Source organism: Marinomonas vaga (assembly GCF_055388305.1).
In genome coordinates, this window is the sequence record NZ_AP043903.1 from 691877 (window position 1) to 716930 (window position 25054).

A 25054-nucleotide genomic window follows, 5' to 3' on the forward strand; every position below is an offset into this window, starting at 1 on the left:
AACATGTGAACAAGAGCCTATTCTTTGCCCTCTATTCCACTTGGTTAGAACGCAATAGGTTTAACAACACTTCTGGAATAAATTTACGGGGTAGACTGATGGCATAGAAGTGCTCAAATGCCTGAGGCAGAGACTGATACAACTGCAAACGTTTGCTTTCGATCTCATCTTTAACCACCACCGGCGGCATCACGGACAAATAGCCACTGTCTCGTGCCAGCAATCGCATCATGGCCATATCATCCACCTCGGCTTTGATCTCGGCACGATAATGGTGAGTTGCGCAGAAGGATTCAAAGACTGAGCGAATACCCATATTGCGCGCTGGAAGAATCCATTTTTTATCTTGATAACCTTCAGGAAACGCCCGTAAAGGTTGCTCACCATATGGGCCAACAATGGCCACAGACTGGCGCGCCACCAGCTGGTTTTGCCAAAGCACACCATGGACATCGTTGCTAAGCGCGCGATTGGTTAACGCTATGTCCAGCTCATGATTGGTTAAGCCTTCCATCAGGTCATTCATGGTACGAGCATACAGGGAAAAGCTAACGTTTGGTTCATTCAGCAAAGGGGTGATAAACGCCTCGATAAAGTTACGAGACAAGTGCATTTCAACGCCAATGTTTAGATGTTGATGGCTGGCGCTGTTGCCGCTTTTCAAAAACTGCTCCAGCTCCTCTCCGGTGGAGAAAATGTCTTGGGCATAGAGCTGCACTCGCTTACCCACATCCGTCAGTACGAGGCGACGTCCCTCTCTTTCAAATAACGGCTGACCAATGTTACCTTCCAATTGTTTGATCTGAGCAGACAAAGCGGATTGTGAAATGTGCAATTGCTCCGCTGCCTGGGTCAAATGACCTATACTCGCAACACGCCAAAAGTAATATAAGTGGTGGTAGTTCAAGCGTGACATAGCAACCCCATGGGACCCATAACAGAAAGCATCAATGGTATTTAAAAATACATAACCAAAACAGAACGATTTGTTTAAATATATGTATTTTTATTAACTTTTATACGCTGGCATAATGGATTCCATGGCAATAAAGGACGACCCAAGCTCGACATGACCTTCTTTACTTTTTTACTTCCTATACTGTTTGCACTGACTGGCATCGCCTGTGGACTCCAACGTTGGCAAAAACATGCTGCCAAAATTGCCCTATGGGGATCGCGCATTGCTCCTGTGATCCTATTAATAAGTTTAATCTCTTGGATGTTCCAAGCCCCAAGCCGCCTTGCATTAGCCCTAGACGCCCCAGTGAATGGCACCATGCTGAGTGCGTTAATGCTGATCCTTGTGGTGTTTATGGCTTGGATTCTTGTACAGTTCTCCCAGCATTACATGGCGGGTTCCCAGCGAGTGAGTCATTACTATCGTTGGTTGATGCTGACCCTTAGCGCCGTAACTCTGACCCTGACCAGCAACCATTTATTAGCCTTCTGGGCCGGTTGGATGGGCATTAGTTTAGGGCTTCACTTCTTACTGACCTATTACCCAGACCGTCATCGCGCCATCATTGCTGCCCATAAAAAGTTTATCCTGGCGCGGGTGGCTGAAATCTCACTTTTGGTCGCCTTCTGGCTCTTATCCCAAGCCCATGATAGCTGGTATATCACTAACATCATGGCGCAAATGGATGAACCTCTCACTTGGCAAGAGCAAGTCGCTTCCATTTTGATCGCCGTGGCAGCTTTAATGAAATGTGCTCAGCTGCCAGTCCATGGTTGGTTGATGCAAGTAGTTGAAGCCCCAACGCCAGTCAGTGCCCTATTGCACGCAGGCATTATTAACCTTGGTGGTTATCTCGTTTTAACCTTCTACCCATTGCTGCATTTGAGTGGATTGGCCATCTGGTTGCTACTGATCGTGGCCGGTTTGACCACCCTTGTCAGTGCCTTGATCATGACCACCCGTATCAGTGTGAAGGTACGCTTAGCCTGGTCCACCAGTGCGCAAATGGGCTTAATGCTGCTGGAATGTGCCCTAGGCTTGTATGAACTCGCGATCCTTCACTTGCTCACTCACTCGGTTTACAAGGCCCATGCTTTCTTAAATTCAGGCAGCGCTGTACAGGAGTTTCTACAGCGCAAGCTGGCACCAGATGAGTCACCTAACTATTTATCGTGGATTGCCGCAGCAGCCTTCAGTGTTGTATCTGTCACCCTGGCGATATGGTTCTGGGGATATCACGGTCCAATGAGCCCTTGGTGGCTGTTTGCTTTTGCCCTCACTATCCTAGTGGCACAAGGTCGCAGCGTACCTCGTCCAGCTCATTTGGTACGCCTTGGGGCTGTTAGCCTTGGGTTAGCATTGCTGTATGGTGGCCTCAAAACCGTTATGGGATGGCTATTACAAAACTCCCTTGAAGGTCATGCAACAACCCATACCGTAGCGGCCTACAGCGCGCCAGATTTATGGGCCTGTGCACTCTTTATTGCCCTAGTAGCACTGGCTATTTGTCTACGTTACTACGCCCATTTACCCTGGGTGCGTCAATTTTCAACGGCACTGTTTGCAGGCTTTTATCTGGATGAATGGTTCACCAAAGTGACTCTACAGATTTGGCCAGTGCGCTTACCTGCCCACTCAAAAGTGAAACACCAAAGCAACAAGTTTGGTCTGACTAAGTTACCGAAGAAATGGAAAAAATAGTTATGGAAGCCTCAACGTCTAAATCACTTTCTGAAAGCCAACAACAGGCGCTTTCGATTGCGACCCAGAGCATTGCCCCTAACTGGCCTTTGGATCGAATGATCGCCGTGAACCCACTTTGGCAACGTATCGATCACCATTTTAATCAAGTGGCCGCAGATGTTTCTTGGTTGGCCAGTGCCCGTTGTCATATGGATCAAGCCACTTATTACGCCTGGTACAAAGACGGGCGCATTGATGATAGCGCTTTAGAAAAGGCTGCCGCAGAGTACGATCTAGAACTCCGTGGTGATGAATTGATGGGGTATTTAATAACCCCCGAAAAACGCCCCGACAGTTGGCGCAACATAGCGGATTGGGCGGATCTTTCCCGCTCCGAAAACAAGATGTCTTGGCACGATGAAATCACCCATCAGATCAGTCAATTCTGTGCCGCTCATTACCAGCAACAACGGCCCATGTTGCAACGTCAGTACCGCGAACAGTCCATGAACCTGTACCAACACTGGCTCTACATTACCCGCCAGGATCGCGGCCTAAGCATCATCATGTCAGAGGACGAACTGAACAAAGAATTCGACCAACTGCCTGAAAACCAAGAAGAACTGATTGCCCTAGTGATCAAAGAATTCGGTCTATCAGACGCTGCCTTAAGTCTCTATTGCCAAGCCCTATTGCTGGACATAAATGGTTGGGGGGCGTATCTGGCCTACCGTCGGTTTGAAGCGGAGAAATCCGGCAGCCAAGATCAAGACATCTTGTCCTTATTAGCCATTAAATTGGCTTGGGAATGGGTGGTTTGGCGCTACATGAGCCGCCATCATCAGGACGATTTTGATATTTTGACCCAGCGCTGGGATAACCAACTGCGCAACATGCATGACCTAGGTGGACAGCACAAGATAGCCCTATTGCCGCAAATGATCTGGGCACGCGCTTTGGAGCTGAGCGAACAAACAGACCTAGTAAAAAAACTGCGCAGTCACCACCCTGAGCCAGCTAACACCCCAAGCATGCAGGCGATTTTCTGTATTGATGTCCGCTCAGAAGTCTACCGTCGCGCCCTAGAGCAACTGAGCCCAAACATCGAGACTTACGGGTTTGCAGGCTTCTTTGGTCTACCCATTGAATACCAACAAGCAGGTACCCAGAGCTTTCGCCCACAACTTCCGGGCCTGATTGCCCCCAGCGTACAAGTATTTGAATCCCACACGGATGAAGAATTACTCAATGAAGCCTCTCGGGAAGCCAGCTGGCACCGTTGGGGCTCCACGGCAGTCGCCACCTTTTCCATGGTGGAATCCATGGGCTGGTGGTACGCCTTTAAGATGTTCAAAAACACCTGCCTCGACCTTTTCAGCCATCAACATGCTGAAGAAGCAGCCAAGCCACCCAAAACCGTAAACTGGTCCCTAACCCGTCAGGGAACAGCGTTAACCGTACAAGACCAAGCGGAGCTCGCCAAAGGCGTCCTTGACGTCATGGGACTCAAGTCCTTTGCCGAAACCATCTTGCTGGTAGGCCATGGCAGTAACAGCCGTAACAACCTGCAAAGCGCAGGGCTAGAGTGTGGCGCTTGTGGCGGTCAAAGCGGTGAGATTAACGTGCGCGTATTGGCTCAACTGTTAAACGATGCTGGCGTTCGTGAGGCACTGCGCTCCCTAGGGTATGACCTACCAGATAACACCCAATTTGTGCCTGCCCTACACAATACCATTACGGATCACGTGACCTGCTACCTGCATCCAAAGCAGGAAGGTGTCATTCATTGGTTACAGCAAGCCACCTATTTTACCCAACAAGAGCGGGCACTAGATTTAGACCCTAAGTTAATGGATATGGATAAGGTGGAAAGGGATCATGCCTATCAATTGAGAGCGAAGGATTGGTCGCAAACTCGTCCTGAGTGGGGCTTGGCAAACAACAACGCCTTTGTCATCGCGCCGCGTGCCCTAACCCGAGGATTGGACCTCCAAGGCCGTAGCTTCTTACATGATTACCAAGCAGATAAAGACCCAGATGGCAGCATCTTAGAACGTCTTTTGACAGCCCCTATGCTGGTGACCCATTGGATCAACATGCAGTACAACTTATCCACGACAGACAACTTCAAGTTTGGCAGCGGTAACAAAGTACTGCACAACGCAGTGGGGGAACACATTGGCTTGTTTGAAGGCAATGGTGGTGATTTGCGCATCGGGCTTGCGACCCAATCCATTTATGACGGCGAGCGCTGGATGCACACCCCAGAGCGCTTAAACGTTTTCATCCATGCTCCAAAAGATCGCATTGTTGAGCTGGTTAAAAAGCACTCGGTACTCAGCCATTTGGTTGATAACGAATGGCTGTATTTATTCCAGTGGCAGGATCAACACATTGCGCGACTTTATGAAGGTGATTGGCAGCCGATGTAACGGCTGCCTCAATGAACCCTCTTTTCACAAATTAGATACCGCCGCGTATGTGTTCACGTACCCGCTCTTGATAAAACTGCGCTAATTGCTTGTGCAAGACACTGTCTAGGGGCGCCAAGTCAGAGGCTTTTGCATTACGCTCAATCTGGGCGGCAGAAGAGGCTCCCGCAATCACACTCGTCACCTGAGGTTGATCCAGAATCCAACGTAATGCTGCATCCAGCAACGCCATATCATTAGGCAGCAAAGCCTGTGCCTCATTGGCTAGGGCCACCCCTGTTGCATAGGGCAAGCCATTAAAGGTTTCACCAACGTGGAAGGCTGCCCCATCTTGGTTGTAGGATCGATGGTCCGTCTCGGCAAACTGACGATCTAGGGTCATCTTGCCTGACAATAGGCCACTGGCGAGGGGCAAACGCACTATGATGCCCACGTTATTTTGCTCCGCAATGGGGAACAACTCGGTGATGGCATCCTGTCGAAACATATTGAACAATACCTGTAGTGACGCCACTTTCGGATGCTGCACAGCAAATACCGCCTCATCAATCATCTCCACACTGGCGCCAAAGTGACGAATCAAGCCTTCTTGCTGTAGGTCTTCCATCCACGCCAAAATATCCCCAGCAAACAAGACCTCTCGGGGAACACAATGAAGCTGAGCCAAATCAATTGCCTCAACGCCCAAGCGTCGTGCCGATGCTTCCAAACTGGCACGCACAGATGCCTTGCTATAACCCGACGGATACAAATCAGGATTACGTCCTACCTTGGTTGCGATAAAAGGCTTCTCTGATAATTCCCCGCGCCATTGACCAATACGCTGCTCAGATATGCCGCCCCCGTACACGTCAGCGGTATCAAAAAAATTCACCCCATGGCGCTGGGCCGTTTGCAAAATGTCCTGAGCCATTTGCTCTTCCACTGGCCCAAAGTCGTTGCCTAATTGCCAGCATCCTAAGCCGATTTCAGAGACCTTGAATCCTGTTTTACCTAATGTTCGATACTTCATAACACCCCCAATGGTTCGGCTTTGTTCGATATCTAAATAGTGTACCCTGACAAAGATTGTCTATAATCAGCAATACATTTAACCCATTGGTAAGTCAGATTTAACAATATGCCATCTACCCTACCCTTCGGTATTGAAGAATTCTTGCTCGTTGCTGAACATCAAAGCTTCACTGGCGCGGCCCAAAGTCTTGGTTTATCCCGTGCGCGAATCTCCCAAGTCATTCGGCAGCTAGAACAAACCTTAGGGATTCAATTATTCCATCGCTCCACGCGAGTGATTTCACTCACCAGTGCTGGGGAAGTGTTTTATCAACAATGCCGCACGGGCATCGATCAATTGTATTTCGCTGTGGAAAACGCCCAAGATATGCACAGCAATCTCAGTGGCGTGATTCGAATCAACTCTGTGGGAGGCTTGTTTGGTGAACAAATTCTAGCGCCAGTCTTAGCACAGTTTATGAAGCGACACCCAGAGGTGCAGATTGAACTGGACTTTTCCAGCGTTCGAGAAGATGTGATTGAAGCGAAGTTTGACTTGGTGGTGCGTATGGGGACCTTGTCCGATTCCTCCCTCATTGGCCGCCCGTTAACGCATTATCAGAACTATCTGGTAGCGAGTCCAGATTACCTTCTAAACACTGAGCCTTTAAACCATCCTAGGGACCTACAACATCATGCGTTGATTAATGGCAGCATCAAAAAGTGGACATTGCAGCATCATGAAAATCGAGAGAAGCCTTACGAAGTCACTGTCCAAGCCAAGGTACAATGTAGCAACGGGCATGTGGCCCATAGCTTTGCCTTGGCAGGCTTAGGGATCACTCGCCAACCCAGCTATTATGTTGAACAAGCCTTATCAAATGGCCAGCTGGTGCAGGTACTCGCTGACTGGTCCCTCGGACAAACCACCGCCAGCTTGGTGTACCCTAAGGCCCGCCACCCAAGTGCCCGGGTGAAGGCCTTAATTGAGTTTTTAACCAGCGCCTTTGCCAATGACCCCCAGGGGCAAATCAACTCGTTGCACTCACGTACACAGGCTTCGAGCAAGCCCTAGGCTAAACCTCAAGGGCTTGTTTGATCTCAGACCAATCTGCTGCGCTAGGTGACACCTGCTTGGGAAGATCCTGGTGATACAAGGCAATCAGCTGACTTGCAATGGACACAGCCACTTCCATTGGGCGTTTACCCGGTACATCTTGCGCGCCTACTGGACAGGTCATGTGAGCGATATCAGTTGGACTAAATTGGCGGTGGGCTAAACGTTGACGAAAGCGTCGTGCCTTAGTATCTGATCCAATCACCCCTAAGAAGCCCAAATCCCCCCGCTTCAGAGCCGCCTCGGTCAACTCATAATCCAACTGATGGTTATGGGTTAACACCAACATAAAGCTACCTGATGGGGCATCTTGTACTTCGTCTACAGGGGTATCTGTCAGACATTTATTCACGTTACTGGGCACATAATCTGGAAATTGCTCTTCTCGGCTGTCGACCCATACCACCTTAAGCGGTAGCTCTCCCAAAATAGGGATAAGGGCTTTTGCCACATGACCTGCACCAAACACCAATAGAGTCTTACTGGCGCCTGCAAAGTATTCAAACAACACAGACACATGGCCGCCACAACATTGACCCAGAGTGGCCCCCAGCGGGTATTGTTCGAGTGCTTGAGCCTCTTGTTCTGACAGCAATAATTCCCTCGCTTTGGCGATGGCTTTGAATTCCAAATGCCCACCCCCAATGGTGTCAAAACTGTTTTCTGCCGTGACCACCATCTTGCTGCCAGTTTCTCTAGGGGTGGAGCCTCGTGTACCAATGACGGTCACCAAGACATAGGCCTCACCTTTGCTTTGTAATGTCGCGAGTGCTTCTCCCCAATGGATCATGACTCACCTCCCCGAGCCATCTCGGCCTTTGTTGCCATAACCGCATGAAGTACCCGCTCTGGGGTTGCAGGCGTGTCCAAAGCAGGACTAACGTTATAATCAGACACATTGGAGATGGCATCCCTTAGGGCCGACCAAACAGAGATCGCCAGCATAAAAGGCGGCTCCCCAACAGCCTTGGAATGGTATACGGTCTCCTCGTCGTTATCACGCTCAAACAGATCCACATTAAAACGTTTTGGGGTGTCGCTGATGGCTGGAATCTTATAGGTTGCAGGCCCATTACTGGTCAGCACGCCTTTTTCGTTCCACTTCAATTCTTCGGTGGTAAGCCAACCCATTCCTTGAATGAAGCCTCCTTCAATCTGGCCACGGTCAACGGCTGGGTTTAGACTTCGCCCCACATCATGAAGGATATCCACACCCACCACCTTGTACTCACCAGTGAGGGTATCCACCACCACTTCCGACACCGCTGCGCCATTGGCAAAATAGAAGAATGGACGGCCTTTCGCTTGCTCTCGGTCGTACCAGATTTTTGGCGTCTTGTAGTATCCGGTGGCAGACAGGGACACCCGGTTCACATAGGCAAATTGTGCCGCCTCGGCGAAGCTCATGGACTCCCCTTCTCCCCAGTGCACCTTGCCATCGGCAAATGACACCTGCTCAATGGTGCAGCCCTTTTGCTCCGCGATGCATTCACTTATACGTTGTTTAAGGGTTAACGCTGCGTTTTTAGCGGCTTGACCATTTAGGTCTGTACCGCTTGAGGCCGCCGTCGGTGAGGTGTTTGGCACCTTATCTGTGCGAGTAGCCGTGATTTGAATCTCATTGGGATCAATGGACAAGGCTTCCGCGACGATCTGGATAATCTTGGTATGCAGGCCTTGCCCCATTTCCGTACCACCATGATTCACTTGAATGCTGCCATCCGTGTAAATATGAATCAGGGCACCGGCTTGGTTCAGGTGCTGCAGGGTAAAGGAAATACCAAATTTCACTGGGGTCAGAGCCAAACCCCGTTTTAACACCTTGCTTGTACTATTCCATTGAGTGATCTCATCTCGACGGGCGCGATAATCGCTGGATTGCTCAAGCTGCTCAATCAACTCAAGTAACACGTTATGCTCCACTTGCTGATGATAAGGCGTCATATCACGCCCCGCGCCACCGTAGAGATTGCGTTTACGAATATCTAAAGGATCACATCCAATGACACGGGCAATATCGTCCATGGCGCGTTCAATAATCATCATCCCTTGGGGGCCACCGAAGCCCCGAAACGCTGTGTGAGACACGGTATTGGTCATACAGCGATGACCTGCAATGGCCACATCGGGTAGATAATAGGCGTTGTCCGCATGGAACATGGCCCGATCGACAATGGCATCTGACAAATCCGGGGAGTGACCACAATCTCCCGCCACCATGATGTCAGCCCCTAAAATCAGCCCTTGCTCATCGAAGCCAATATCATAGGCGTTGTAAAACGGATGACGTTTTCCCGTCATGGACATATCGTCCACCCGTGGCAGACGCACTTTGACGGCTCGTCCGGTTTTCATTACCAGCAAGGCCGCCATACAAGCCCAAGCGGCGCCTTGGCTTTCTTTGCCACCAAAACCGCCCCCCATACGGCGCATATCGACCGTAATGCGATTTAGAGGCACATTCAGCACTTCCGCCACCAGCTTCTGTACTTCACTGGGGTGTTGAGTGGAGCTGTAAACCAACATGCCACCGTCTTCAGCGGGCACTGCCAAGGCCGCTTGCCCTTCTAAATAAAAATGCTCCTGCCCACCCACATGTTGTTTAGCCTGTAAACGGTGGGGCGCATTCGCCAGCGCCGCGTCTTGATCCCCCCGTTTCATAAAATGGGAAGGACGCACAAACTGCTGCTCCCCCAAGGCTTTCGTCACATCCAATAAAGGTGTCTCTTCTTGATACTGGATGATCGCTTTACGAGCCGCTCGACGGGCTTGTAACTCGGTAGCGGCGGCCACCACAAAGATTGGCTGACCTTGGTATTTCACCTCGTCACTGGTTAATAGGGGATCACCACCAAAAACCGCACCAATATCAATGTGTCCTGGAATGTCTTGCACTTCCAAAACATCCACCACCCCTTCACTGGCTCGCACAGAGGCTAGATCCAATGCCATAATGCGGCCTTTGGCGATAGAGCTGTAACCTACCGCCCCATACAAGGTGCCACGGGGTTCTTGCATGTCGTCCACATAGACGGCCGTGCCTGCCACATGTTTGGGAGCACTCTCGTGCTTTTTAGACACACCTGTGGCGCCCGTTTTCGTCTGCTTGGTATGTGAGATGTCGCTTAGATTACGCATATTGCACCACCTCCATAGCTTGCTCCTTATCCGCTCCTTGCTCATAAACGGCTCTTAACAGGAGATTTTGCGCCACCATCAAACGGTAAGTGCCTGTGGCTCGCACGTCGTCAATGGGCTGAAAGTCTTGAGCAAGGGCCTGTTGTGCTGCCACGATGCCAGCCTCGGTGAACGGCTGACCGATTAAAGCTTGTTCTGCTTTCAGGGCCCGTGCAGGAGTCGCTGCCATTCCCCCAAACCCTAGTCGGGCAGCCCTCACATGCCCCTCTTCAATGACCAATGCCAGAGCCGCGCAGACCGCAGAAATATCGTCGTCCAGTCGTTTTGACACTTTAAACACAGACAGCTGTTGATCCGGTTGTTTAGGAATTTCAATGCGCTCGATAAAGCCGCTTTCTGGTAATGCGGTGTGACGATAGCCTAAAAAGAAGTCATCAATACCAATGGACTGACGTTGATCCCCAGTGCGCACATGCAGTACAGCATTCAAAGCCAACAGCACAGGCGGGGTATCACCAATGGGGGAAGCGTTTGCCACATTGCCACCAAGGGTTCCTTGGTTTCGGACTTGTAAGGACCCAAGGCGATCCAATAGCTCAGCAAAGGCGGGAAAGTGCTGATGCAGCAAAGGTTCTGCCTCGGAATAACTCACACCTGCCCCGATGGTTAGAGCGGCATCACTGTCAGTGATCGTTAGTAGCTCCGCGACACGCCCAGTGTAGATCAAAACATTTGGCTGCTGCAGTTGTTGAGTCACGCTCAAGGCGAGATCCGTTCCCCCTGCCACCAATTTGGCGTCTGGATAAGTAAGTAGCAAGCTGGCCAACTCATCACTGGAAGTGGGCACAAAAAAGTGTCTGCCCCGGTAGGTAAGTTGCCCCGTTGGGGTTTCTGACACTAACGTCGTTAAGCGCTCCAATGTCGCCTGCTCACTATCACTAAATTGATCCTGCCCGCTTTTGCCTGCAAGACTCAGAGCCGCATCGATTATCGGACGGTAGCCGGTACAGCGACAAAGATTACCAGCCAGTCCACGCTCTACTTCAGCACGGCTGGGAGAATGGGTGTTTTTGTAGAGGGCAAACATAGACATGATAAAGCCAGGAGTGCAAAACCCACACTGGGAACCATGCAAGTCCACCATAGCCTGTTGCACAGGATGCAAGGCACCGCTCTGCTGCAAATGCTCCACCGTCAATAGCTGCTTGCCGTGGAGCCCACCCAGAAAGGTAATACAGCTGTTAACGTTACAGTAGCGTAACTGCCCATCGATTGCCTCAGCTATCACCACGGTACAGGCGCCACAATCCCCAGACGCACACCCTTCTTTGGTACCACGCTGCTCTGCAATGGTGCGAAGATACTCCAAAACGGTAGTGTCTGGGGAGCAATCGTCCAGACAAACCAACTCATCATTAAATAAAAACCGGATCATTTGATGGTTACTCCCTAAAGATTCGTCTTACTGCGCCACCATATCGCCCAATCAAAATCATATAACTTATTGATAAATATATTAAAGATTTTGGTTTCAGGTTTTAAACTCTGTTAATTAGTATGCCTAATTTGTCACAGAGCGCAGTATTTATTCTTCAAGGGTAGCAGGATTCCTGCCAAGTTTGACCGATCGGTTAAATATTTATTAGATTTTCGCTTAGAGCCTTTTCTGCTCATGGAGCTTCCCCAGCCCCAATGGCGATCAGACTCAGTATCAGGAACGTATTCAAAAGAATAAGAACCTTGGTGCTAGTTCGTAAACGCTATAAATACTCTATGCGAAGATTTGCTTGGGACCAAAGCTTCCATTCACCGTCTTCTTGCTTAAAGACTTGTAAGGACTCTAGGTCATTGTCACGGAAGTCAGGCCCCTCTACTTTTTCGGTGCGCTGTATTATACGGGCGTAAGCATAACCTCCCTCTTCAGCAACAAACTTATAAGACATTAGAGTGTAGGATAAGTCATGGACAGAAAAGAGCTGCTGTAACATCTGCACAGTTGCTTGATAGTATAGAGAATCCGAATGCATGGTGGACATAACAGCTTCCACATTTTCGCTTTCGGTGTATGTCATATTTTTTTGAATGAGAGCTTCGATCTCTTGCGCTGTATCAGCATAGCTCATCACCGGAACGGCTAAGGCGAGCGTTAAAATGACAGGCTTCATAAGCAGTCCTTACTATAGAAAGGCGCTCACACTAGCACGGCCTCATGAGGGAGGCCATGCCACTGGATGACAGTACCTCCCCTTAGCCATGATGTTTACAACCTTATTACCTGGTTCTGAGCAAAAAAAAGCCCCTACTCAAAGAGTAGGGGCTCAGATGAGACACCAGTCACCCGGCATCACATGACGAACGATTAAACGTCTAAGAAATCCATAATGCCTTCAGCGGCTTTACGACCTTCATCGATCGCAGTTACGACCAAATCAGAGCCACGAACCATGTCGCCACCGGCGAAGATTTTCTCATTCGTTGTTTGGAACATGAATTGGCCATTTTTAGGCGCTTTCACACGTCCACGAGCATCGGTTTCGATGCCGAATTTTTCGAACCAAGGCGCTGGGCTAGGTTGGAAACCAAAGGCTACAATCACCGCATCCGCAGGGATGATTTGTTCACTGCCTTCGATGATTTCTGCGCTACGACGGCCGTTTTCGTCCGGCTCACCCATTTGCGTTTCAACCACTTTCAAACCTTCTACTTTACCGTCACCAATGATTTCTACTGGCTGGCGGTTAAATAGGAATTGCACACCCTCTTCACGAGCGTTTTTCACTTCTTTGCGTGAACCTGGCATGTTTTCTTCGTCACGGCGGTAAGCACAAGTAACTGTTTTAGCCCCTTGACGGATAGAAGTACGGTTACAGTCCATGGCTGTATCACCACCACCGAGTACAATAACTTGCTTGCCTTTCATGCTGACAAACTCGTCTTCGCTTTCTTCAAAGCCAAGGCAGTGGTTAACGTTTGAAACGAGGAAGTCGAGCGCGTCGTACACACCTGGAAGGTCTTCACCTGGGAAGCCACCTTTCATGTACTTGTAAGTACCCATGCCTAGGAATACGGCATCGTATTCTTCTAGTAGGTGCTCAAATGGCACGTCATCACCTACGCTAGTACCCAATACAAACTCAACGCCCATTTCTTCAAATACTTCACGACGACGAGTCATGACGGATTTTTCAAGCTTGAATTCAGGGATACCAAAGGTTAGCAGACCACCGATCTCTGGGTTCTTATCGAAAACCACTGGCTTGACACCATTACGAACAAGGATGTCCGCACAGGCAAGACCCGCAGGGCCCGCACCCACGATAGCAACGGTTTTGTCTACAGGTACAACCTTAGACATGTCTGGACGCCAGCCTAGAGCAAACGCTGTGTCGGTAATGTACTTCTCAACGGAACCGATCGTCACCGCGCCGAAGCCACCTTCACCAAGGGTACACGCCCCTTCACACAGACGGTCTTGAGGACACACTCGGCCACACACTTCTGGTAACGAGTTGGTTTGGTGGCTCAATTCCGCTGCTTCAAGAATGTTGCCCTCAGACACCAACTTCAACCAATTAGGGATGTAGTTGTGTACTGGACATTTCCATTCACAGTATGGGTTACCACACTCAAGACAACGGTGGGCTTGGCCCTTTGCGTTAGTCTCTTCGAATGGGCGATAAATCTCCACGAACTGAGACTTACGTGTCAGCAGTGGTTTTTTCTTTGGATCTTTACGATCTACTTCAACAAATTGAAATACGTTGTTCAAGCGCTCTGACATAAGCTGCTATCTCCTGTGGCCGCGCACCGCGCGGCACTCTTTCAAATGGGTCAAACTGAGTTAGTCACGTTCTATAAAGCTCAATTACTCTGGACGTTGGCGAGTGTTCGCTAACAATTGTCCTAAGCTTGCGGCTTTTGGTTTCACTAACCAGAACTTACCGATGTAGTCGTAGAAGTTTTCTAGGATTTCTCGGCCCCAATCGCTATCAGTTTCGCGAACATATTCTTCGATCACGCTGCGTAGGTGCGAACGGTATTCTTCAGTTATTTCTGTGCCCACTCGTTGGATTTCGACCAACTCGTGGTTGTACTTATCTACGAAAGTACGGTCTAGGTCGAGTACGTAAGCAAAGCCGCCTGTCATACCCGCACCAAAATTGTAGCCTGTGCTACCTAGCACGGTGACTAAACCGCCAGTCATGTATTCACAACAGTGGTCACCAGCGCCTTCGATCACCGCATGACAGCCTGAGTTACGAACACCGAAACGCTCACCAGCCGTACCTGCCGCGAACAATTTACCGCCCGTTGCACCGTACAAACAGGTGTTACCAATAATGGCGGATTCTTGTGATTCAAACGCTGACCCTTTAGGTGGACGAACGACTAGCTTACCGCCGGTCATACCTTTACCTACGTAATCGTTGGCATCACCCTCAAGGTACATGTGCAGACCACCGGCGTTCCAAACACCAAAAGACTGACCCGCTGTACCAGTTAGCTTCAAGGTGATCGGTGCATCCACCATACCTTGGTTGCCGTAGCGTTTCGCAATCTCACCGGACAAACGCGCACCGATAGAGCGATCACAGTTGGTCACGTTAAAGCTGAATTCACCACCTTCACGCTCTTCAACCGTGTTTTGAACTTCTGCCCACATTTTCTCAGCCAATAGGCCTTGGTCATGGGGTGGGTTCTTAGTAACTTGGCAGTATTGTGGCTTGTCTGCTGGGATCGCGTCGTTGTTCAAAATTGGCGACAGATCCAAGTTCGCTTGCTTAGAGGTTTCACCTGGTAGCAGAGTCAATAGATCCGTACGGCCAATCAAGTCAGCAAGGCTAGCAACGCCTAGTTTTGCCATCCACTGACGAGTGTCTTCCGCCATAAACTGGAAGAAGTTTTTGATCATTTCAACAGTACCAATGAAGTGATCTTCACGTAGCTTGTCATCTTGGGTTGCAACACCCGTCGCACAGTTATTCAAGTGACAGATACGTAGGAACTTACAACCCATGGCGACCATTGGGGTAGTACCAAAGCCAAAGCTCTCCGCACCTAGGATCGCTGCTTTGACAACGTCTAGACCGGTTTTCAAACCACCGTCTGTTTGCAGACGAATGTTGCCGCGCAAATCGTTAGCACGCAGTGCTTGTTGTGCTTCCGCTAGACCAAGTTCCCATGGGGAACCTGCGTGACGGATAGAGGTAATGGGCGATGCCGCTGTACCACCGTCGTAGCCAGAAATAGTAATCAAGTCAGCGTAGGCTTTTGCAACACCCGCTGCGATGGTGCCCACACCTGGCTCAGAAACAAGCTTCACAGAAACCAATGCTTCTGGGTTCACTTGTTTCAAGTCGAAGATAAGCTGCGCTAAATCCTCGATTGAGTAAATGTCATGGTGTGGTGGTGGCGAAATCAGGGTCACGCCCGGTACTGCATAACGCAGACGTGCGATCAAACCATTTACTTTACCACCTGGTAGCTGACCACCTTCACCTGGCTTAGCACCCTGAGCGACTTTAATCTGCAACACTTCAGCGTTCACTAGGTATTCTGGTGTCACACCAAAGCGACCAGAAGCGATCTGCTTGATCTTAGAACGACGCTCAGTACCGTGACGCGCTGGGTCTTCACCACCTTCACCAGAGTTAGAGCGACAACCCAGCTCGTTCATAGCTTGCGCAAGTGCTTCATGAGCTTCTGGAGACAAAGCACCTAAAGACATACCAGCCGAGTCAAAACGTGGCAGGATAGACTCGATCGGCTCCACTTTATCTAGAGCAATCGGTTTCGCCTTATCAGACAAACCAAACAAGTCACGCAACATAGACGCTGGACGCGTGTTCACGGACTCGGTGTACTTGGTAAAGTCTTCAAACTGACCACTGCTTACTGCTGTCTGAAGGTTACGCACTACGTCAGGGTTAAACGCATGGTATTCCTGATCGTGAACGTATTTTAGGTAACCACCTTGCTGGATAGGCTTACGTGCTTTCCAAGCATTCGCAGCAACCGCAGTTTGCTCGCGTTGGAAGTCTTCGAAGGTTGCTCCTTGGATACGACTCGCCACTCCTTTGAAACATAGGCTAACGACTTTGCTATCCAAACCAACCGCTTCAAACAACTGGGCACCACGGTAAGACGCCATGGTAGAAATCCCCATCTTAGACATGATTTTCATCAAGCCTTTGTTGATGCCTTTACGGTATTTCTGATGCGAAATAATTGGGTCGCCCAACACTTCGCCTTTATCAATCATATCGTTGATCAAGCGGTAAGATAGGTATGGGTACACCGCTGTCGCACCAAAGCCTAGCAATACTGCGAATTGGTGTGGGTCACGGGCAAAACCAGTGTCCGAAATAATGTTGGAGTCACAACGAAGACCCGTTGCTGTCAAATGGTGATGCACTGCACCCACCGCCATTGGCGCAGGGATAGGTAGCAGACCTTTTTCGATCTCGCGGTCACTCAATACAACGATCACAGCACCGTTACGTACCACTTCTTCAGCGCTGATCTGTAGATTGCGAACCGCTTGCTCCAGAGAAATTTCCTCTGGGTTGTAGTTAGTGTTCAAACGCACTAGACGGAAACGGTGATCTTCCATTGCCAATAGGCGACTGTATTTACGTGGCGACAAGACTGGCGACGACAGAATAATACGGTTTGCATGCTTTGGCGTTTCTTCAAATAAGTTGCGTTCCACACCGATCAATGTCTCAAGGGACATCACCACAGACTCACGCAATGGGTCAATCGGCGGGTTGGTTACCTGAGCAAACTTCTGACGGAAGTAATCAGACACGGGACGAGTCTGGCTCGACATGACCGCCATCGGCGTATCATCACCCATAGATCCTACTGCTTCATGACCACTTTCAGCCAATGGACGGAAAATCTGATCACGCTCCTCAAATGACACTTGGAACATCTTCTGGTAGCTGGACATTTGCTCAGGAGTAAAGGGGATAAACTCCATAGAATGTTCTTGCAGCAACGCCTCAATGCGCAAACCTTCTTGCTTCAACCACTTTTTGTAAGGGTGAGCAGACTTCAGTTTGTTATCGATGTCATCTGTGTGTAGAACCTTACCGTTTTGTGTGTCCACAACCAGCATCTGGCCAGGACCAACACGGCCTTTCGACACCACATCTTCAGGCTTGTAATCGTAGGTACCGATTTCAGATGCCAAGGTGATGAAACCATTCTTCGTCACGACCCAACGGGCAGGACGTAGACCATTACGGTCAAGCATACAGATCGCGTGACGACCATCGGTCATTACTAGACCGGCTGGGCCATCCCAAGGCTCCATATGCATAGAGTTGTATTCGTAGAATGCACGCAAGTCTGCGTCCATGTTTTCTACGTTTTGCCACGCTGGTGGAATGATCATGCGCGCTGCACGGAAGATATCCATGCCGCCCATTACCAACAACTCCAACATGTTGTCCATGGAAGACGAGTCAGAGCCAGTTAAGTTAACCACTGGCTGCAGGTCTGCCAGCTCAGGGATCATTGGTGAACGCAGTTTGCTACCACGAGCCAACGCCCAGTTACGGTTACCATCAATGGTGTTGATCTCACCGTTGTGAGCGACCATGCGGAATGGCTGAGCGAGAGGCCATTTCGGTTCAGTGTTGGTTGAGAAACGTTGGTGGAAAACACAAATCGCGGTTTTCAGTTTCTCATTACCCAAATCTTTGTAGAAGGTTGGCAGATCAACAGGCATCATCAAGCCTTTGTACGCCAGCACCTTGTCAGATAGGGAACAAATGTAGAAGTTTTCGTATTGCGCCATTTCGATTTCGGTGCGACGGCGAGCCACAAATAAGCGTGTAGCAAAAGTACGTGCATCTAGACGATTACTGTCGACAAACACTTGCTCGATACGCGGAAGGCAGTCCACCGCAATACGACCTAAGCAAGAAGGATCAACTGGCACTTCACGCCAGCCCACAACGTTCAACCCTTCTGTTTCCAGTTGCTTAGTCAAGGCATCACGCTGCTCTGTTGCCAAGGCTTCGTCTTGATCTAAGAAGACCATGCCGACGCCATAAAGGTCAGAGAAAACGTGATTGAACAAGGACTTGGCTTCTTCACGTAAAAATGCGTCTGGCTTTTGAATCAATAGACCACAACCGTCACCGGTTTTACCATCAGCAGCAATACCGCCACGGTGTGTCATACATGTTAAAGATTCGATTGCGGTCTTAAGAAGGTCGTGACTAGACGTGCCTTCCATGTGAGCAATTAGGCCAAACCCACAGTTGTCTTTGAACTCGCCAGGACGATAAAGGCCTGCATTCATACACCAACTCCCACAGTTAGAATGTAGAAAACTCTACTGGATTTACTTCAAATTTGATTAGGTAGACAAGCATCGGACGTGCTTTAGAAAAGGTGTTTAAAGCCCCACCTAATCATTCAAACGGTGAGTCATACTACTCCGTGGTCCCCTGTCGCTCAAACTGCCGGGGACGCAGGATAGGGGAAATTAGGCTCTTTTAGGAGCCAAATAAGAACAGTTCTCATGGGAAAGTAGAATTATCTATGGTTCGGCTATAAGCAGGCAGAAAATTCCTCTGACTTCCCTAAGAATTCAGGCAAATATGGTTTTTTTTGCTTTTTTCTCTTTTTTTTTATCAAAATACGACGACAAACGTGCAGAAAAGTTGCAAATGATCAAAAAACCATCAGAAATGAGAGGTTATTGTGCTCCAACCTTAGCAATATCTTGCTGAATGCCACGCACACTTCTTGCCCAAGGGTTTAAGTCACGTAAATCCCTTGGCAAATTTTCCACTGCAGCGATGGCTTCACTTCGGTTGCGGTACTCACCATAGACCACAACAAACCAGTCACGACCATTGTGAACCGTCTGAAAGTAGCTAAATACCTCTAGACTACCTTGATCACGGATAAACTCCTGAACGGTATCTTTGTTGTGGGTTCCCAATAACTGTAAGGTATAACGGTTAGGATTACGCTCAGTCCATTGGGCAGTCTTATCAAAGCGATCCTGGGGCTCAGCTTGCACTGTGGGCTCTGGCTCGGAGACAGGTTGCGTTGCCTGAGATTGTAAAACAGGAGTCTCAAGTACTGGCTCACTGATATTCTCAGGTTCGCTAGTGGAAAGTTCTGTCGTCTCTCTCAATGGAGCAGATTCAATGGTTGGAGCCTGAGCTTGAGTGCTCGAGTTGGCACCTGAAGGAACAGCCCCTGTTGGGATCGGCGGCAGAGATAATGGTGCTTCTTGGCCAATTTGACGCTGCATCGCTTCGATACGAGCGATTGTTTCGGAGCTAGCCTGACGAGGCGCTTGGCTAATGGGGGCAATCGAGGTGGTCGTAGCAGCAGTCTCAGTGGATTCTTCTGGGTCATTAAAAATCACCGCAACCAAAATGCCTAGCATAACAACCGACAAGAGCGCCATGTGTACCACAGGAAAGCCAAATGATAGCCCTCCTTTAAATAAGCTTTTTTTACCGTCGTTGGCCTCTTTTGCCGAAGTCTTACCATCTCCCATCATACTTAGGGCGACTTTATTAATACGACCTGGCATTCCTTGGGATTGCTGATAAATCTTTTTTACTTGACGGTCATTGAAGGGAAGGTTGATACCACCTCCAATCGCTCGCACCCGGTGCAGCATATATGCTCGAGTTTGCTCTAAAGTAAATGGCGCTAGACGTAACTCATGGCTCAGCTGTTCATAGCGGCTTTTCTGATAGGCATCGAGATTGCGTGCAGGGGAATGTTCTGTAAACAGCGCAATGTGTGGCACTTCTTGAGATTCAGTGGCCAAGGACATCATGTCCATTAGCATGGTCACCGCATCCGTGTTTAGCTCATGGGCGTTGTCCACTAGGATAATCGCCTTCTGCCCTTTTCCTTCCATTTCGTGGGCAAATTTTAGCAAGGGACCGAAAGAGGATTCCCCCTCGGCATGCTCCAAGACATCTGCGTAACCTCTGTAGATGGCCTGCAACAGCTGCCCCGCTGTCATTAACATGGTGGCTTTTACATGGGAAATAACAGCGGTGTCTTTTTGCAGGCGAATGAACTCCTGCAAAAATCGAGTTTTACCACTGCTACTCTCTCCCATTACCACAGAAATAAGATTTGAGTAGCGGCTTAAATGCTCCAACATGCCCAGCTGTTGGTTGCGTTCTTCGCTGGCAAAAAAGACTTGATTATCGTTGGCGCCAAAAGGGTTCCTCAGCATCACTTTGGGCTGATGGTCCAAGGCTTCTTCTAGGTCGAACTGAAAGTTTGACTCCGCCATACTGTCCTCAAGTCGTCCGTATTATTAACTTGCTTGAGCCGCCGCTTCGATTGCGTCATCCAAACAAGCATTAAAGTCATCCAGAGCAAAATCGGATGTCACATAAGCCTCGCCAAGTGCCTTAAGCAACACGAATCGTAGACTGCCATCTAGTACTTTTTTATCCAGCAACATGCGGCCAATAAAGGCGTCCCGAGACATTCCCTTAGGAGGTAGTATCGGCAACTTTGCCTTTTCCAGCAAGGCAACACTGCGGGCCACATCTGTTTCCGTGACATTTCCTAGGCGCCAAGACAAGTCAATTGCCAATACTGTGCCCGCTGCAACGGCTTCCCCGTGTAACCAATTGCCATAGCCCATTTCTGTTTCGATGGCATGACCAAAAGTATGACCTAGGTTCAAAATTGCGCGAATACCGCCTTCTTTCTCGTCCTGTGCTACGACTTTTGCTTTCGCGAGACAGGATTCGTAAATTGCATGGGTAATCTTCTCACCGTCAAGCGTCATTAGGTCGTCAATATTATTCTCTAACCAAGTAAAAAACGGCGCATCACAAATCAAACCATATTTGATGACTTCCGCCATACCGGCAGAGAGTTCTCGCTCCGGCAAGGTATTGAGAGAATCCGTATCAATCACCACGGCTTGAGGTTGGTAAAAAGCCCCGATCATGTTTTTGCCAAGGGGATGGTTTACGCCAGTTTTCCCACCCACCGAAGAATCCACTTGGGACAACAGGGTGGTGGGCACCTGAATAAAAGGCACCCCGCGCTGATAGGTCGCCGCTGCAAATCCAGCCATATCCCCTACCACTCCACCACCAAGGGCAATGACAGTAGTGGTACGGTTGTGTTTGGCCTCTAGCAAAGAGGTCATGATTTGTTCATAGGTTGCCAAGGTCTTGTAGCGTTCGCCATCGGGCAAGATACAAGTATCCACTTGGTAATCTTCACTCAGCATGGCCACCATATCCTCTAGATAATGGGCCGCTACTGTTTCGTTAGTGACAATCATCACCTGTTTGCCGTGAATCGCTTCACTGAACAGGGCTTTTTGTTGACGAATTCCCGAACCAATGTAAATCGGGTAACTACGGTCTCCTAGATCGACCTTCAGCGTTCGCATTTAATTAGGCCTCCGCTTGTAAATGCTTTTTAATGGCTTCCATTACTTTGTTGGAAACAGATTTAGGATGACGCGAATCTGTCTCGACAATCACGCTTGCCACATCCCGGTATAAAGGATCTCGAATAGCAAATAAGCGCTTTAAGGTTTCTTTTGGATTGCCTTGTTTGAGTAACGGGCGGTGATTACTCTTGGAAGTACGTTGTAATTGCTGATTCACCGACGCAAAAAGATAAACAACAAGGGGTTGAGTCTTAAGTAGCTCGCGATTCTCCTCGCGCATGACGATACCGCCACCAGTTGCCAGCACAACAGGGGCTTGGTCTTCCTCAAGCATGGTTCGCAGTGTTTGAGTTTCACGTTTACGGAAACCGTCTTCCCCTTCTTTTTCAAAAATCCAAGGAATATCGGCCCCTGCGTTTTCTTCAATCACCCGATCCGAATCAAAAAACTCTCTGCCCAATTGTTGGGACAGTAGGCGTCCGATGGTCGTTTTTCCAGCACCCATCGGGCCCACCAGAATAATAGTGGGGGCATTAATCATTATAATGTTTACTTCGAAGTTAAACTGTTTTTGGCTGTTGCCTAGTTTACCGACATTTTTAGCAGTTTTGGCGTAATAAATACAAGTAATTCAACCTTTTCTTGCTTTTGCGTCTCCTGACGAAACAACTTACCCAAAACTGGCACATCCCCCAACACAGGAACTTTGCTTACGCTGACAATATTCTCTTCTCGAAAAATCCCGCCCAGCACAAGGGTTTCGCCATCTTTCACCTCAACTTGAGTTTGCACACGGTTGGTTTCTAAACTCGGCACTCCATTCACCATATCCCCCACTGCATCCTGATGAATTTTGAGTTTCATAAGTAACGTGTGTTCGTCTTTTACCTCTGGCGTCACTTCCAACACCAGCCCAGCTTGGCGAAATTCGACACTTAGATTTTCGTCATTCATGACTTGATAGGGAATTTCCGTGCCCGACTCAATCCGCGCGGGCTGACCTTCAGAGGTCACTATTTTAGGGCGAGCCAATACGGACGCTTCCCCTTCTCGCTCCAACCAATCTAACGTGGCCGAAAGAGTCAGTGAGTCACTGGAGCCAGAGATACCAAGCACCACTGGAGAAGAAGACAGATCCAAACCTGCACTGCCAATGAGGCCATTTCCTGCCGCGTCGATTAGATTTGCTTCCCAATTCACCCCTAACTGATGTTGAACACTCTCTTTGACCTGAGCGATCTCGGCGGCGATTTCGATCTGGCGCATAGGGCTATCAAGCCAAGTTATCGCCAACTCAAGGGGCCCTGACGGGCCGCAGTAATGGGTCATCAGGGCATTAGTGCGATCATCTACGATAATTTGAATACCCTGAAAGTACTGTTTGATATGGGCACCTACTTTATCTGCTTCCCCATGTCGCAGGCGCCAAACCTTATGATCACAATGGGCAGCCGCTGAAGGAGCATGGGCACTGTTAACAGGCGACCTTTTTGGCACTAGAAGCGCGATATCCTCTTGCCACGCCACCTCTAAATCCAACTGCATTGCAATGGCATCAAGAATCTGAGACCAGTCTGCATCACGAATGGCTAAGGTAACCTTGGCATCTATGCCTTCCTGCAACAGAATACTTTCACCGAGCTCAGCTGCCAGCTGTGGCAATACCTCACCTACAGGTTGATCCCGCACAAACACATCAAGGGGCCAAACAAATCCGCTCCAAAACCAAACACAAAAGACGCTCCATCGGGACATTTCTACCCCTCCTGTTGTTTGCTCCATAGAGGATGCTTTACACCATGGAGGGACAGCACTTTAAGCTCCCCTGTGCCATATCGTAGTAATATGCTTTGCTCCTGAATACCTTCAATGGTGGCCGATAATGCAGGCAGCCAGGTACCTTCCGACACCCAATGCTCCTCACCATCCACCCTCAACAATGCCGCCGAGCGCTTATCATGCACGACGGAAAGTAGCAGCACAGGCGTCCTCGGTGAGGCATCAGAAGATAAGGGCAACCAATCATGATTCGGTTTTAATACATCAGGTCGATGGATACGCCAAAAAATGTCACCGTACCATTGATTAGGATGTTCTAAATCCCTTTGCCAGTTAACAAACTCGGGAGTAAGCCAAAGGTTTTGTTGGATCTGCTCCAACATTCTCTGCCAATCTGCCAAAGGCCAGCTGCCTCTTACCCCCACCCCTTCAATTTGATCAGGATAATCTGCGCTATACACGACATAGCCATTTAACCGTCGCACGACAAAATCAATAGCATTTAATTGGTGGGCAAGTAGGGTTTGCTGATAGGCATACTGTCGTGCTTTCACATACCCTTGCTCCCGCTCCACCCAAGCATTATGTACTCCGTAAAATGCAATCAGCACTAGGATCACAATCAAGATATTCGCCTGGCGCAGGGTCAGTAAAGATCCTCGAACAAAGAGCCCTTTCATTGCTTCCCTCCTTCAGGTTCAGGAGGGGATATTTGCAACTCTAGCGGTGGTAAATCACTGGACCAATGCTGTTTCCAGGTTTTCAAATCACTAGCCACCCCTGTCACCTCAACCAGCACTTGGTCCCTAGAAATTTGAATCCGATCCACTCTCACCCTTGAAGGTAAGGCCCGCACGTAAGACAAGGCTTTTTCAAAGGTCTGTTCCTGGTATTGAGGTTTGGTCCATGGCCAAGTAAACGCCAGCTCAACAGGCGTGTCTTGTTTCAGCATCTCAATGATGACAGTTGTGATAAGCACGATGAGTAGTGCTGCGATGTAGAGTCGTCGCTTTGCTTTAGCATGCTCTTGTCGTTCTAAAAAGTCCGCTTGAAAAATGGCGAACGGACTCCCCCGTTCCAGCACTCTTGGCGTCACCGGAGAATAGAACATAGCTTCACTAAATAGAGGAAGTGATGTGGCCTGCTGCAAGTCATCAAATAATGACCATGGCATCACCGCAAAATGTAGGGTTAACGGCTCGTAAGTGACCCATGAACTCACCACTGTTTCACCAGCGCTGGAGCCGGCTTTGTCTTCAGCAAAGGTTTGCGCCGCAAGAGGGTATAGTTCACAAGGTAATAAGTGATCGATTTGCTGTGAATAGACCTTAGCAAGCTCCGTGGGGAGGGCTATACCACGACACTTTTTCTGAGTTTTAACAGGCAGCTGATTCAACAGCGATAATATAGTCGCCGTATCTGACGACTGGGGCGTGCTGGGAGGCATCCCGTCATGGGCAATAAAGAGCTGCCAGGATTGGGAACGCCACGCCAATATATATGGGCGAGATCTTAGGGGCATTACTTCCTCC

The 25054-nt window shown here is 49.2% G+C and carries 17 protein-coding genes; 3 read left to right on the plus strand and 14 right to left on the minus strand.

The window, feature by feature from the left end; translation table 11 throughout:
• Positions 1–31: 31 nt before the first annotated feature.
• Positions 32–916, minus strand: a complete 885-nt coding sequence (locus ACZ5DR_RS03210) for a LysR family transcriptional regulator (RefSeq protein WP_377365916.1) — start codon at positions 914–916, stop codon at positions 32–34.
• 153 nt (positions 917–1069) lie between these two features.
• On the opposite strand from ACZ5DR_RS03210, the gene ACZ5DR_RS03215 reads away from it, so the two are divergent.
• Complete coding sequence (locus tag ACZ5DR_RS03215; protein WP_377365915.1) at positions 1070–2659, plus strand: NADH-quinone oxidoreductase subunit L; 1590 nt, start codon at positions 1070–1072, stop codon at positions 2657–2659.
• Between the two features lie 2 nt (positions 2660–2661).
• Positions 2662–5073 (plus strand): YbcC family protein, encoded by a 2412-nt coding sequence (locus ACZ5DR_RS03220; RefSeq protein ID WP_377365914.1) that lies wholly within the window; start codon positions 2662–2664, stop codon positions 5071–5073.
• A 31-nt stretch (positions 5074–5104) separates the two neighbouring features.
• On the opposite strand, the gene ACZ5DR_RS03225 is transcribed toward ACZ5DR_RS03220, so the two are convergent.
• Positions 5105–6085 (minus strand): aldo/keto reductase, encoded by a 981-nt coding sequence (locus tag ACZ5DR_RS03225; protein ID WP_377365913.1) that lies wholly within the window; start codon positions 6083–6085, stop codon positions 5105–5107.
• A gap of 108 nt (positions 6086–6193) precedes the next feature.
• Between ACZ5DR_RS03225 and ACZ5DR_RS03230 the strand changes: the two genes are divergently transcribed.
• Positions 6194–7141 carry a LysR family transcriptional regulator gene (locus tag ACZ5DR_RS03230; protein ID WP_377365912.1) on the plus strand — a complete coding sequence of 316 codons (948 nt, stop codon included), beginning with the start codon at positions 6194–6196 and terminating at the stop codon, positions 7139–7141.
• A gap of 1 nt (position 7142) precedes the next feature.
• Here ACZ5DR_RS03230 and xdhC read toward each other — a convergent pair whose 3' ends face one another.
• From xdhC to ACZ5DR_RS03290, 12 genes are all read right to left on the minus strand, one after another.
• Positions 7143–7973 carry a xanthine dehydrogenase accessory protein XdhC gene (gene xdhC, locus ACZ5DR_RS03235; RefSeq protein ID WP_377365911.1) on the minus strand — a complete coding sequence of 277 codons (831 nt, stop codon included), beginning with the start codon at positions 7971–7973 and terminating at the stop codon, positions 7143–7145.
• Positions 7970–10321, minus strand: a complete 2352-nt coding sequence (gene xdhB, locus ACZ5DR_RS03240; protein WP_377365910.1) for a xanthine dehydrogenase molybdopterin binding subunit — start codon at positions 10319–10321, stop codon at positions 7970–7972. The genes xdhC and xdhB overlap by 4 nt, the downstream gene beginning before the upstream one ends.
• On the minus strand, positions 10314–11756 hold the full coding sequence (gene xdhA, locus ACZ5DR_RS03245) for a xanthine dehydrogenase small subunit (RefSeq protein ID WP_377365909.1): 1443 nt from the start codon (positions 11754–11756) through the stop codon (positions 10314–10316). The genes xdhB and xdhA overlap by 8 nt, the downstream gene beginning before the upstream one ends.
• 325 nt (positions 11757–12081) lie before the next feature.
• On the minus strand, positions 12082–12486 hold the full coding sequence (locus ACZ5DR_RS03250) for a nuclear transport factor 2 family protein (protein ID WP_377365908.1): 405 nt from the start codon (positions 12484–12486) through the stop codon (positions 12082–12084).
• 194 nt (positions 12487–12680) lie between these two features.
• Entirely contained in the window at positions 12681–14102 is a 1422-nt protein-coding gene (locus ACZ5DR_RS03255; RefSeq protein WP_377365907.1) for an FAD-dependent oxidoreductase, read from the minus strand.
• An 84-nt stretch (positions 14103–14186) separates the two neighbouring features.
• Positions 14187–18638, minus strand: a complete 4452-nt coding sequence (gene gltB / locus ACZ5DR_RS03260) for a glutamate synthase large subunit (protein ID WP_377365906.1) — start codon at positions 18636–18638, stop codon at positions 14187–14189.
• Between the two features lie 399 nt (positions 18639–19037).
• On the minus strand, positions 19038–20615 hold the full coding sequence (locus ACZ5DR_RS03265; RefSeq protein WP_377365905.1) for an SPOR domain-containing protein: 1578 nt from the start codon (positions 20613–20615) through the stop codon (positions 19038–19040).
• A 24-nt stretch (positions 20616–20639) separates the two neighbouring features.
• Positions 20640–21740 carry a 3-dehydroquinate synthase gene (aroB, locus tag ACZ5DR_RS03270; RefSeq protein ID WP_377365904.1) on the minus strand — a complete coding sequence of 367 codons (1101 nt, stop codon included), beginning with the start codon at positions 21738–21740 and terminating at the stop codon, positions 20640–20642.
• A 4-nt stretch (positions 21741–21744) separates the two neighbouring features.
• On the minus strand, positions 21745–22284 hold the full coding sequence (locus ACZ5DR_RS03275) for a shikimate kinase (protein WP_377365903.1): 540 nt from the start codon (positions 22282–22284) through the stop codon (positions 21745–21747).
• Positions 22285–22325: 41 nt separating this feature from the next.
• Positions 22326–23498, minus strand: coding sequence for a hypothetical protein (locus tag ACZ5DR_RS03280; RefSeq protein WP_377365902.1), 1173 nt, complete (start codon positions 23496–23498; stop codon positions 22326–22328).
• Positions 23499–23500: 2 nt separating this feature from the next.
• The gene (locus ACZ5DR_RS03285; RefSeq protein WP_377365901.1) at positions 23501–24202 is read right to left on the minus strand and encodes a hypothetical protein; all 702 of its coding nucleotides are present in this window, start codon (positions 24200–24202) and stop codon (positions 23501–23503) included.
• Positions 24199–25044: a hypothetical protein gene (locus ACZ5DR_RS03290; protein WP_377365900.1), complete on the minus strand. Its 846-nt coding sequence runs from the start codon at positions 25042–25044 to the stop codon at positions 24199–24201. Before ACZ5DR_RS03290 ends, ACZ5DR_RS03285 begins: the two co-directional genes overlap by 4 nt.
• Between the last annotated feature and the right edge of the window lie 10 nt (positions 25045–25054).

Coding starts and splice junctions, on each gene's coding strand:
- ACZ5DR_RS03275 (WP_377365903.1), bottom strand. CDS start 22,284: ATGATTAATGCCCCCACTATTATTCTGGTGGGCCCGATGGGTGCTGGA.
- ACZ5DR_RS03215 (WP_377365915.1), top strand. CDS start 1,070: ATGACCTTCTTTACTTTTTTACTTCCTATACTGTTTGCACTGACTGGC.
- ACZ5DR_RS03255 (WP_377365907.1), bottom strand. CDS start 14,102: ATGTCAGAGCGCTTGAACAACGTATTTCAATTTGTTGAAGTAGATCGT.
- ACZ5DR_RS03250 (WP_377365908.1), bottom strand. CDS start 12,486: ATGAAGCCTGTCATTTTAACGCTCGCCTTAGCCGTTCCGGTGATGAGC.
- gltB (WP_377365906.1), bottom strand. CDS start 18,638: ATGAATGCAGGCCTTTATCGTCCTGGCGAGTTCAAAGACAACTGTGGG.
- ACZ5DR_RS03280 (WP_377365902.1), bottom strand. CDS start 23,498: ATGTCCCGATGGAGCGTCTTTTGTGTTTGGTTTTGGAGCGGATTTGTT.
- xdhC (WP_377365911.1), bottom strand. CDS start 7,973: ATGATCCATTGGGGAGAAGCACTCGCGACATTACAAAGCAAAGGTGAG.
- ACZ5DR_RS03285 (WP_377365901.1), bottom strand. CDS start 24,202: ATGAAAGGGCTCTTTGTTCGAGGATCTTTACTGACCCTGCGCCAGGCG.
- ACZ5DR_RS03220 (WP_377365914.1), top strand. CDS start 2,662: ATGGAAGCCTCAACGTCTAAATCACTTTCTGAAAGCCAACAACAGGCG.
- ACZ5DR_RS03225 (WP_377365913.1), bottom strand. CDS start 6,085: ATGAAGTATCGAACATTAGGTAAAACAGGATTCAAGGTCTCTGAAATC.
- ACZ5DR_RS03230 (WP_377365912.1), top strand. CDS start 6,194: ATGCCATCTACCCTACCCTTCGGTATTGAAGAATTCTTGCTCGTTGCT.
- ACZ5DR_RS03290 (WP_377365900.1), bottom strand. CDS start 25,044: ATGCCCCTAAGATCTCGCCCATATATATTGGCGTGGCGTTCCCAATCC.
- xdhA (WP_377365909.1), bottom strand. CDS start 11,756: ATGATCCGGTTTTTATTTAATGATGAGTTGGTTTGTCTGGACGATTGC.
- aroB (WP_377365904.1), bottom strand. CDS start 21,740: ATGCGAACGCTGAAGGTCGATCTAGGAGACCGTAGTTACCCGATTTAC.
- xdhB (WP_377365910.1), bottom strand. CDS start 10,321: ATGCGTAATCTAAGCGACATCTCACATACCAAGCAGACGAAAACGGGC.
- ACZ5DR_RS03210 (WP_377365916.1), bottom strand. CDS start 916: ATGTCACGCTTGAACTACCACCACTTATATTACTTTTGGCGTGTTGCG.
- ACZ5DR_RS03265 (WP_377365905.1), bottom strand. CDS start 20,615: ATGGCGGAGTCAAACTTTCAGTTCGACCTAGAAGAAGCCTTGGACCAT.